This is a genomic window from Pseudomonas sp. ATCC PTA-122608, assembly GCF_001952855.1.
In the GTDB taxonomy this organism is placed as follows: domain Bacteria; phylum Pseudomonadota; class Gammaproteobacteria; order Pseudomonadales; family Pseudomonadaceae; genus Aquipseudomonas.
Genome location: NZ_LPNO01000046.1, coordinates 288,027 through 298,693, shown reverse-complemented (window position 1 = coordinate 298,693; position 10,667 = coordinate 288,027). Strand labels below are relative to the sequence as shown.

The 10,667-nt window shown below is 58.9% G+C and carries 10 protein-coding genes; 8 read left to right on the top strand and 2 right to left on the bottom strand.

From position 1 onward, the window contains the following. The first annotated feature begins 217 nt into the window (after positions 1-217). From AU074_RS27265 to AU074_RS27230, 8 genes are all read left to right on the top strand, one after another. A complete protein-coding gene (locus tag AU074_RS27265; RefSeq protein WP_026078283.1) occupies positions 218-532 on the top strand; it encodes a YqjD family protein in 315 nt (104 codons plus the stop codon). Positions 533-534: 2 nt separating this feature from the next. Further along, the gene (locus AU074_RS27260; RefSeq protein WP_003209078.1) at positions 535-921 is read left to right on the top strand and encodes a phage holin family protein; all 387 of its coding nucleotides are present in this window, start codon (positions 535-537) and stop codon (positions 919-921) included. After that, entirely contained in the window at positions 918-1,259 is a 342-nt protein-coding gene (locus AU074_RS27255) for a hypothetical protein (protein WP_076017367.1), read from the top strand. The genes AU074_RS27260 and AU074_RS27255 overlap by 4 nt, the downstream gene beginning before the upstream one ends. Before the next feature lie 92 nt (positions 1,260-1,351). Then, positions 1,352-2,515, top strand: a complete 1,164-nt coding sequence (locus tag AU074_RS27250; RefSeq protein ID WP_076017366.1) for an EAL domain-containing protein — start codon at positions 1,352-1,354, stop codon at positions 2,513-2,515. A gap of 72 nt (positions 2,516-2,587) precedes the next feature. Then, positions 2,588-3,919 (top strand): deoxyguanosinetriphosphate triphosphohydrolase, encoded by a 1,332-nt coding sequence (locus tag AU074_RS27245; RefSeq protein ID WP_076017365.1) that lies wholly within the window; start codon positions 2,588-2,590, stop codon positions 3,917-3,919. A 225-nt stretch (positions 3,920-4,144) separates the two neighbouring features. Beyond that, positions 4,145-4,561 (top strand): response regulator, encoded by a 417-nt coding sequence (locus AU074_RS27240; protein ID WP_076017364.1) that lies wholly within the window; start codon positions 4,145-4,147, stop codon positions 4,559-4,561. A gap of 241 nt (positions 4,562-4,802) precedes the next feature. Next, positions 4,803-5,429 carry a response regulator transcription factor gene (locus AU074_RS27235; RefSeq protein WP_076017363.1) on the top strand — a complete coding sequence of 209 codons (627 nt, stop codon included), beginning with the start codon at positions 4,803-4,805 and terminating at the stop codon, positions 5,427-5,429. A gap of 8 nt (positions 5,430-5,437) precedes the next feature. Then, the gene (locus AU074_RS27230; protein ID WP_076017362.1) at positions 5,438-9,070 is read left to right on the top strand and encodes a transporter substrate-binding domain-containing protein; all 3,633 of its coding nucleotides are present in this window, start codon (positions 5,438-5,440) and stop codon (positions 9,068-9,070) included. 116 nt (positions 9,071-9,186) lie between these two features. Here AU074_RS27230 and AU074_RS27225 read toward each other — a convergent pair whose 3' ends face one another. Together AU074_RS27225 and AU074_RS27220 are read right to left on the bottom strand one after the other, a co-directional pair. After that, positions 9,187-9,669 (bottom strand): GAF domain-containing protein, encoded by a 483-nt coding sequence (locus tag AU074_RS27225; protein ID WP_076017361.1) that lies wholly within the window; start codon positions 9,667-9,669, stop codon positions 9,187-9,189. After that, positions 9,666-10,556 carry an ATP-binding protein gene (locus tag AU074_RS27220; protein ID WP_076017360.1) on the bottom strand — a complete coding sequence of 297 codons (891 nt, stop codon included), beginning with the start codon at positions 10,554-10,556 and terminating at the stop codon, positions 9,666-9,668. The genes AU074_RS27225 and AU074_RS27220 overlap by 4 nt, the downstream gene beginning before the upstream one ends. Positions 10,557-10,667 lie beyond the last annotated feature (111 nt).

Below are 10,667 nucleotides of genomic sequence, written 5' to 3'. Positions count from 1 at the left end.
GAGAAAGGCAGAATCCGACAGGGTTTTTCCGCGAGTTTTAGTTATTTAGGGTAAGGTTTTTCAGGGTTTGAGCCCCAACCGCCCGGATTCAGCGCAAGGCCCCAGGCCTGCGCACCAAGGCAAAGCAAAAGCTGTACCAGACAATTGCAGTGAACCTTCACCGATGCCGGTGACTCGAAACCAAAAGTAAACAGACCAGCTACTCACGGAGATAACCATGGCCAGAAAAACGGCAAAGACTGCTCAAGAAATACTGATGGCGGATTTTCAAACCCTGGTCAGCGATACCGAGAAGCTGCTGGACGACACGGCGATTCTCGCCGGTGACCAGGCTGACGAGCTGCGCAGCAAGATTCACGACAGCCTGCTCAAGGCCCGTGAAACCCTGCAACTGACCGAAGACTCCCTGCGCGAACGCGGGCAGGCGGCGGTCACGGCCACTGAGGATTATGTCCAGGCCAACCCATGGCAGTCCGTCGGCATTGCAGCCGGCGTGGGCTTTTTGATCGGCCTGCTGGCTACAAGGCGCTAATCATGTCTATCGGCGAATCCGGCTCGTCCACGGGCCCAAGTTCTACTTCACGGCGCCTGGGAGCGGCTGTCCTGGGTTTGCTGCACAGCCACGTCGAGCTGTTTGGCATCGAGTTGCAGGAGCAGAAAGCCCGCACCGTCAGCCTGTTGCTGTTCGCCGGCCTGGCGCTGGTGTTTGCCTTGCTGCTGCTGGTGGGTTTGTCGGCGCTGGTGATGATTCTGGTGTGGGATACCTACCGCCTGACCGGGATCATCAGCTTATGTGTGTTCTACATACTGGCCGCAGCATTCTGCGGGTTGCGCCTGAAGGCGGCGGTGTTCGATGAGTCCACGCCGTTCCATGCCACCCTCGAAGAGCTGGCCAACGACCGGGAGCGCCTGCTGCCATGAGCATGACTGAATTGCCGCAAAACACTTCCCGGCGAGAGATGCGCAAGGCGTTGATCCGCCTGCGCATGGAAATGCACCGCCAGGAAATTCGTCACGAGTCCCAGCAACTGATGCTGCCGCTGCAAAAGGTCCGCAACATGGGCCAGAGCTGGCAGGACGGTTTTGGTATCAAGCACGCGCCGCTGTGGGGCGTGGGCGTGGTGACACTGTTGGGCTTTCTTACCGGTAAAGGCGCCAAGGGCGGCGGAATCGGCACCATGACCCGCCTGGTGCGGCTTGGCGCCGGTCTGATCCCGTTGATCAAATTGGCCATGCAGGGTGCTTCGCGCAAACGTTAAGCCGCGCTGGCTGCATTCTTGCAAACAGATCAGGCCCGGCCCTCACCCTCGAGGGCCGGGCCTTTTTTATTCCGGTCTTTTAAGGAGGCCCTGTGATCGACGGGCAACCGCTCGCCTGCTTCCAGCCATTCATCGACACCGCTACCGGCCGCATCGCCGGCGTAGAAGCCTTGGGGCGAGTGCGCCAGGCGAACGGTGAACTGCGCTCGGTGGGTCCGTTGTTTGCCGACCCGCGTACGCCCTCCGTGGCCTTGCGCCGCCTGGACCGACAGATCCGCGACAATGCCCTGAGCCGTCTGCATGAAGCCCCGCAAGAGTGGTTCCTCAGCCTGAACATCTCGCCACGCTGGATTACCCGGCTGCGCCCGGGGCAGGCCTTGCCGAGCCTGAAGCAATTGCAGGTGCATAACGTCGACCCGCGCCGTATCGTCTTCGAGATCACGGAACTGGGCGGTAATATCCAGCGCCTGGCCGAAGTGGTCGAGCGCTACCGCGAAGCCGGGGCGCGGATTGCCATTGATGATTTCGGCGCTGGCTATTCGCAACTGGACCGGGTGCTGGCCCTGCAACCGGACATTCTCAAGCTCGACATGCGCCTGTTCCAGGCTGCTGCCCGGGGTGGCCCCAGCGGGGACGTGGTGCGGGCGCTGGCACAAATGGCGGAAAAAACCGGCTGCTGGATCATTGCCGAGGGCGTCGAAACCGAGACCCAGCTCAATTTCGCCCTGGAATGTGGTTCGCGTTATGTCCAGGGCTACCTGTTCGCCCAGGCCCAGCTGGACTGGTTCGACACCGACGCGTTCGTGCCGCGCTTCGCCCAACTGCGCACCGGTTACGTCCAACAGAAGCTGGCCGAACGTGGCCGGATCATGCAGCTGCGCCAGCAACTGGCGGAGCTGATGCAGATCCTGCAAACCTGGGCCCACACCCATGCACCGCTGAGCCAACTGCCGCAATTGCCGGCGTTTCCCTGGCTGCTGCGTTTTTACCAGTGCGACCGGCATGGCACGCAACTGACGCCGAATTTCGAATGGCACCAGGGCGCCTGGCAAGCCGACAGCCGCTACCTGGGCCACAACTGGTCATGGCGTCCGTATTTTTATCATCTGCTGGCCGAAGGTTGGGAGGAGCGGCGGCTGACCCTGTCCTCAACCTATCGCGATGCCACGACCAACCAGTACTGCCTGACTGCCGGACAATTCTTTGATAATGGTCAGCGCCTGCTGCTAATCGATATCGACGCCGCCGGCCTGTAGTTTTTCGCTTGCGAAGGCCCGGCTGAACCGGGAAGCTGGGAGGCGTCATTCACCGCACGGAGAGTACCCGCCTTGGATTGGCCCACCCTGCTTACCCGCGAACGCCTTGGAAAACCGCTGCACAGCCCGGAAGAACTGGGGCGCAGCCCGTTTCACAAAGACCATGATCGCATCATCTTTTCCGGCGCGTTTCGCCGACTGGGCCGCAAGACCCAAGTGCATCCGGTGACCAGCAACGATCACATCCATACGCGGCTGACCCATTCCCTGGAAGTCAGCTGCGTGGGACGGTCCCTGGGCATGCGCGTGGGCGAGACGATCCGCAGCGCCCTGCCCGACTGGTGTGACCCGAGCGACCTGGGCATGGTGGTGCAATCGGCCTGCCTGGCCCACGACATCGGTAATCCGCCGTTTGGTCATTCCGGTGAAGACGCGATCCGGCACTGGTTCCAGCAGGCTTCCGGGCGTGGCTGGCTGGATGACATGACCAGCGCCGAGCGCAATGACTTCCTCAATTTCGAAGGCAATGCCCAGGGCTTCCGGGTACTCACGCAGCTGGAATACCACCAGTTTGACGGCGGTACCCGGTTGACTTACGCCACCTTGGGCACCTACCTGAAATACCCCTGGACCGCCCGCCACGCCGACTCGCTGGGCTACAAGAAACACAAGTTCGGCTGCTACCAGAGCGAGCTGCCGATTCTCGAGCAGATCGCCCAGAAGCTCGGCTTGCCGCAACTGGAAGAACAGCGCTGGGCGCGACATCCGTTGGTGTACCTGATGGAGGCCGCCGACGATATCTGCTACGCGTTGATCGACCTCGAAGACGGGCTGGAAATGGAGCTGCTGGAATACGCCGAGGTCGAGTCACTGCTGCTGGACCTGGTGGGCGACGACTTACCGCAAACCTACCGGCAACTCGGCCCGCTGGATTCCCGGCGACGCAAGCTAGCGATCCTGCGGGGCAAGGCCATCGAGCACCTGACCAACGCCGCTGCCCGGGCGTTCGTCGAACAACAGGACGCGTTGCTGGCCGGTACCCTGCCGGGGGACCTGGTGGAACATATGCACGGCCCCGCCAAGCGTTGCGTACTGGATGCCAAGGACATGGCGCGCAAGAAGATCTTCCAGGACAAGCGCAAGACCCTGCATGAAATCGGCGCCTACACCACCCTCGAAATCCTCTTGAACGCCTTCTGCGGCGCGGCCCTGGAACAACATGGTGGTCGCACCCCGTCGTTCAAGAACCGGCGCATCCTCGACCTGCTGGGCAACAGCGCCCCCGACCCGTCGTGGTCATTGCACGCTTCGTTCCTGCGCATGATCGACTTCATCGCCGGCATGACCGACAGCTACGCCAGTGAAATGGCCCGAGAAATGACTGGACGCTCCAGTCCGCAATAAACCTGCGCCCTGGCTTATAGCCAGGGCCACTTTTTCACAGAATCGCCCTACGCACGGAACAGAGCGGCCTGATCGAACTTCCTCCCCGTAGCGATGAATAATCGCGCGCCATGACCGCAGTGTTTCGACACACTCCTGCGCCCCATAACTGGCGGGCCATTAACGTCTTACTACGTGCCCTGGCGGAGCGTCTCCCGGGCGCTTGGTCACTTCATGGAAAACCCCATGCACGAACAACTTCGAATCCTCTTGGTGGAGGATCACCCCTTTCAGTTGCTGGCCACCCAATGCCTGCTACGCAACTATGGCTACCACGACCTGACCCTGGCTGAAAATGCAGAGCAGGCAATGCGGCTGATGACACAAACCGCCGTACCATTCGATATTCTGTTGTGTGATCAATGCCTCCCGGACCTGCCTGGGCTGGAGTTGATTGAAATCGCCAACCGCAGGGGCTTTATAAAATCCGCGATATTGCTCAGCGGCCTGCCCGTGAACGAACTGGAAATCCTCAAGGCCCAGGCATTCCAACGCAACTTTCCGCTGCTTGGCTACTTGTCGAAGCCTTTGAACCACGTTGAACTGAGCGAGCTCATACGCCAATCACCCCTTCCCCCGCACAACAAGATAGTAGGAAGTTAAACGCCCGCCCCGTATGAAAATCCCTCGCTGTAAAACAGCTTGCCCGCTGCCACTTATTTTTAAACTCTACCCACGCAAATTTCTTACACCCAAACAACAAACACCTCACAGGGCGTAATCCCTTGCTTTTTTTATTGTAGGAATATTCTTGTTTTACGTTTGTTCCACATCGAGTTCATCCTCCTTCATTGCCATGTGAGCTAATGTGCCGACTTTATTTGCGCTTGCATGGAATTTGATCATGAACTCAGTTTTTATTATCGACGACCACCCCGTTATCCGACTTGCCATTCGAATGTTGTTAGAACACGAAGGCTATAAAGTAGTTGGAGAAGCAGATAATGGTTGTGATGCGATACAAATGGTCAAGGAGTGCCAGCCGGACCTGATCATCCTTGATATCGGAATTCCAAAACTCGACGGCCTGGAAGTGCTTTGCCGGTTCAACGCAATGAGTACACCGACCAAGACATTGATCCTCACCGCCCAGACGCCAAAACTCTTTGCCACACGGTGCATGCGTTCCGGTGCCGATGGGTATGTGTGCAAGGAAGGTGACTTGAGCGAACTGCTCAGTGCTATCAGGGCAGTCCTGTCAGGTTACAACTACTTCCCGAGCCAGGCCCTCAACGGCAACACTAATGAAACAGATTGCAACGAAGAGCTTGAATTGTTCAAAGTGGTCAATGATCGCGAACTCATGGTATTGCAATTATTTGCACAAGGCCGGACAAACAAGGAAATAGCCAAAGGCATGTTTCTCAGCAACAAGACTGTCAGCACCTACAAAAAAAGGCTCATGCAAAAACTAAAAGCCAAATCCTTGGTAGAACTTATCGAGATGGCAAAACGTAACGCGCTAGTGTGAGAAATCGGATGCCCAGGCGTTTAAAGGACTATCTAATCATATTGAGTATCGGGGCGTGCCTCAGCACTTCCGTGCCTGCCGAACAAACTGTTCCCGAGCAATACGCACTGTTGGGGCGTGCCGGTGCCGTTCAACTGGACACCCCACTGAACAAGACTCAGCGCCAGTGGCTGCAAAACAAACGCGAACTGATACTGGGCACGTCTGCACCGGACTACCCGCCCTTCGACATCACCTCCAGCGGTCGCGATTATGAAGGGTTGACCGCCGATTACGCCGGCCTGGTGGCCAGGACGCTGGCAATACCGCTGAAGGTGCTGCGCTATCCCTCCCGGGAAGCCGCGATCCGGGCGCTGGAAAACGGCGATATCGACTTTCTGGGGTCCGCCAACGGCTTTGAAGCGGCGAATCCCGATATTGCCCTGTCATTGCCCTACGCAGTGGATCAACCGGTACTGGTCACCCGCGAAGGTGAACACCGCAACCTTGGCGACGGCCTGGCGGGCCTGCGCCTGAGCCTTGTCTACCACTACCTGCCCATGAATGAGGTGCAGGCGCTGTATCCAAAGGCGACCATCCATGCCTACCCCTCCTACCAGAATGCCTTGAATGCGGTGGCATTCGACCAAGCGGACGTCTTTCTGGGCGACACCATTTCCACTCACTACATGATCAACAAGGGCTACCTGAAAAACATCCGCATGGCCAACTTCGGCAAGCACGAGGCTTACGGTTTCAGCTTCGCCTTGCGCAAGGATCAACCCATTCTCCTGAGCATCGTCGATTCAGTGCTCGATGGCGTATCAACCTATGAACGCGACAGCATCGCCAAGCGCTGGAGTGCGGGCAGCGACATTCTACTGACCGACCGAAAGCTGCAACTGACCCTGCGCGAAGAGCGCTGGCTCAAAGGCAACCCGGTGGTAAAGGTGGTGGTCAACGAAACCCTCGCCCCGCTTACATTTTTTGATACCGACGGCAATTTCCGGGGCGTCACCGCCGACCTGCTGGAGCTGATTCGCCTGCGAACCGGCCTGCGCTTCGAGATCCAACACGTGCGGGACGTCGCCAGCATGATTGAGCTGGTCCATAGCGGGGCAGCCGATATCATCGGCGCAATCGTTCCAAGCGCCGGGCGCGAGTCCCAGTTGAGCTTTAGCCGCCCCTACCTGGAAAACTCCTATGTACTGCTGACGCGCAAAGAGGCAGGCGCGCCCGCAAGCCTTCAACAGATGGCCGGCAAGCGCCTGGCGATTACCCAAGGCAACCCGCTGGAAAAATTCCTGCGCCAGGAGTTTACCCAGGTCACTCTGGTAGAGGCCGGTGATACCTTCAAGGCCTCCGAACTATTGGCACAGGGCCAGGTAGACGGCGCAGTAAACCCCTTGGTGATCGCCAACTACTTTCTCTCCTCACCGGTGTTCCAGGACAAGTTACAGATCAGCTCCAGCATTGGCACGCTGCCTGCGACCTTTGCGCTGGCGACGTCCCGCCACGCCACCGAACTGAGCTCGATCCTCGACAAGGCGCTGCTCAGCATTGCCCCGGATGAGCTGGCGGCGATCAACAGTCGTTGGCGCGGCTACAACGCGGCATCCGACGGTTACTGGCGCAATTACCACCGCCTGATTGCCCAGATCATCATCGGCACCGGGCTGCTGCTGTTGATTTCCCTGACCTGGAACGGCTACCTGCAGCGCCAGATCAAGCATCGAAAACTGGCTGAGCGCGCCCTTAACGACCAGTTCGAGTTCATGCGGGCGCTGGTCAATGAAACCCCGCATCCGATCTACGTACGTGACCACAACGGCTTCCTTCAGACCTGCAACGACAGTTACCTGCAAACGTTCGACGTCAAGCGTGAGGACATCATTGGCAAAAGCATCACCCAGATGGACATGGCCCTTGAGACGGAGGCGGCTCAGTACCATGCCGACTACCAGCAGGTGGTGGCCGAAGGCAAACCGCTGATCCTGGATCGCACCCTGCATGTCCACGGGAAAAAACTCACGATCTATCACTGGATTCTCCCGTACCGCGACTCGATGGGCGAGGTGCAGGGCATCATTGGCGGCTGGATCGATATCAGCGAACGGCGCCAGCTGTTCGATGAACTTCGTGCCGCCAAGGAACGCGCCGACGAAGCCAACCGCGCAAAAAGTACGTTCCTCGCCACCATGAGCCACGAAATCCGCACACCGATGAACGCCGTCATTGGCATGCTGGAGTTGACACTCAAGCGTGCCGACCAGGGTCATCTTGATCGCCCCGCCATCGAGGTCGCGTACAACTCGGCCAAGGACCTGCTGGAGCTGATCGGCGATATTCTGGACATTGCACGCATCGAGTCCGGCCGCCTGAGCCTGGCCCCGGAGCGGGTCAACCTGCGCGAGGTGATCGAGTCGGTGGTGCGCGTGTTCGATGGCCTGGCGCGCCAGAAAACCCTGAGCCTGGTGCTGGAGTTCAGCCCCGATGCCGGCGACACCGATGTGCTGATCGATCCGTTGCGGTTCAAACAGGTGCTTTCGAACCTGGTGAGCAATGCGATCAAGTTCACCGAACGCGGGCAGGTGAAGATCAAGGTGCAACTGAAAGCGACCGGGCAACCTCAGCAGGTCGAGATGAAACTGGTGGTAGAGGACACCGGCATCGGGATCAATCGCGAAGACCAGTCACGCCTGTTCGAGCCTTTTGCCCAAGCCGACAACTCCGGGCACCTGGCCCGGAGCGGCGCCGGCCTGGGGCTGGTGATCTGTCGCAGCCTGTGCGCCATGATGGGCGGGCAACTGAGCCTGAGCAGCGTACCCATGGTGGGCACCCAGGTCCACGTCAGCCTGAAGATGACCAGCCTGCAACCGGTCAAGGCCGTAGACCAGTTGGAGCCTGCCGCGACCAAGCCGGCGCCGGTACTCAATGTGCTGGTGGTGGATGACCATCCGGCCAACCGCTTGCTCATGTGCCAGCAACTGGGCTTCCTGGGACATCAGTTCACCGCCGCCCATCATGGTGCTGCAGGGTTTCAGGCCTGGCGCGAGGAGCACTTCGACCTGGTCATTGCCGACTGCAATATGCCGGTCATGAACGGCTATGAGTTGAGTCATTCCATTCGCGAGTATGAGCAGCGCGAGCAAAAAACGCCGTGCGTGATACTCGGTTTCACCGCCAACGCTCAACCTGAGGAGAAACAACGCTGCTTCGACGCAGGCATGGATGATTGCCTGTTCAAACCCATCAGCCTCACCGCGCTGGAGCAGCAACTGGCACAGGTCGCCCCGTTGCCCACCGGCAATGTGTTCACCCTTCAAAGCCTGGACGCGATGACAGGCGGCGACCCACAGTTGAGTCAGCGTTTGCTTGAAGAATTGCTCAGCAGCAGCCGGCATGATCGAGTCGAGCTGATGGCCTTACTGGCGCGACAAGCCGCCCCCCAAGACCTGATCGAGCAAGCCCACAAGATCAAGGGCGCCGCACGGATCATCCAGGCGGATATCCTGGCCGGGCAATGCGAAGCCTTGGAGCTGGCCTGTGGCCAAGGTGACAATCGGCACGCTATCGAGGTGGATATCAAGGCCATGGAGAAATCCATGCTTGAGCTGGAAAGGATGCTGCAGATGCAACTGGAGGCCCTGGACCGTCGATAATTTGTAGGAGCGAGCTTGCTCGCGAAAATCGCCAACGATAACGCGGTCATTCTGGATGCACGCGGTGTTCTCTGGTTTTTCGCGAGCAAGCTCGCTCCTACAGGAGGCTCACGCCATCAGCAATCGGTCAACCGCAGGAAAATCGCCGCCAACTGCTCGATGCCGGCCTGGTCCTGCGGGGTAAACCGCGACAGCGATGGGCTGTCCAGGTCCAGCACACCAATCAGGCGCCCTTCCTTGACCAGCGGAACCACCAGTTCGCTATTCGACGCGCTATCACAGGCGATATGCCCTGCAAATTCATGCACGTCTTCCACCCGCTGGGTTTGTCGCGAGGCCGCTGCCGCGCCGCACACCCCACGACCAAACGGAATGCGCACACAGGCGATCTGCCCCTGGAAAGGCCCGAGCACCAGCTCTTCATTGCGGTTGAGGTAGAAGCCCGCCCAGTTCAAATCGTCCAGCTGGTTGAACAGGAACGCAGAAAACTGCGCGGCATTGGCGATGAAATCCCGTTCATCCGCCAGCAACGATTCCAACTGCGCATGCAGCATGGCGTAACCATCAAGGCCGGTGCCGGACTGTTGCAAATCGATCATGGTTGACGCTCCAACAACTTGAGGCCCACCCAGTAGCGGGCGAACTGATAGGCACAACGGCCGTTGCGATTGCCACGCCCGGTTGCCCAACGCACCGCGAGGATGTCCAGCTCTTCATCGCGCTGCCACTGCAAACCGGCCTTGTTCGCCAGCTCACCGATCCAGTGCTCGACCACATCCAGGAAGTGCTCTTGATTGAACGGGTAAAACGACAGCCACAAACCGAAACGGTCAGACAGGGCAATCTTGTCCTCCACCGCTTCGTTAGGATGCAGCTCGCCATCTACCGTCTTCCAGTTTTCATTGTCGCTCTGGTTCTCGGGCACCAGGTGACGACGGTTGGAGGTGGCATACAGCAAGACGTTTTCCGGCGCCTGCTCCAGGGAGCCGTCGAGTACGCTCTTGAGCACGCGGTAATCGCTCTCGCCGGCTTCGAAGGACAGGTCATCGCAGAACAATACAAAGCGCTGTGGCAATTTGATCAGTTGCTCAACCACTCGCGGCAGGTCCGCCAAGTGATCGCGCTCGATCTCGATCAGGCGCAACCCGGCCTTGGCATGCTGGGCCAGCAAGGCGCGTACCATGGACGATTTCCCAGTACCGCGCGAGCCCCAGAGCAACGCATGGTTGGCCGGCAGGCCGTCGAGAAACTGTTGGGTGTTGCGGGCCAATTGTTCGCGTTGTTTGTCCACGCCGATCAAGTCGGACAGGCGCATGTCCAGGCTGACTTCCAGCGGCAATAAAAAGCCGCTGCGACCTTCGCGCTGCCAGCGGGCAGCCAGGCAATGGTTCCAGTCAACCGCCTCGCGTGGGGCAGGCAACAAGGGCTCCAGGCGAGCAAGTACCGCGTCGGCACGCTCAAGAAAGGCATTCAATCGAGAATCCACGACTATTCCTCTGGCAAGTTCTTGTAAAAGATGGCGTATTGACAACCCTGAGGCAGACTCAGCAGGGCTGCACCGAATAAAATCGATTTATGCCGGGCAAGTTTGAGCCTG

Coding starts and splice junctions, on each gene's coding strand:
- AU074_RS27265 (WP_026078283.1), top strand. CDS start 218: ATGGCCAGAAAAACGGCAAAGACTGCTCAAGAAATACTGATGGCGGAT.
- AU074_RS27260 (WP_003209078.1), top strand. CDS start 535: ATGTCTATCGGCGAATCCGGCTCGTCCACGGGCCCAAGTTCTACTTCA.
- AU074_RS27255 (WP_076017367.1), top strand. CDS start 918: ATGAGCATGACTGAATTGCCGCAAAACACTTCCCGGCGAGAGATGCGC.
- AU074_RS27240 (WP_076017364.1), top strand. CDS start 4,145: ATGCACGAACAACTTCGAATCCTCTTGGTGGAGGATCACCCCTTTCAG.
- AU074_RS27235 (WP_076017363.1), top strand. CDS start 4,803: ATGAACTCAGTTTTTATTATCGACGACCACCCCGTTATCCGACTTGCC.
- AU074_RS27230 (WP_076017362.1), top strand. CDS start 5,438: ATGCCCAGGCGTTTAAAGGACTATCTAATCATATTGAGTATCGGGGCG.
- AU074_RS27225 (WP_076017361.1), bottom strand. CDS start 9,669: ATGATCGATTTGCAACAGTCCGGCACCGGCCTTGATGGTTACGCCATG.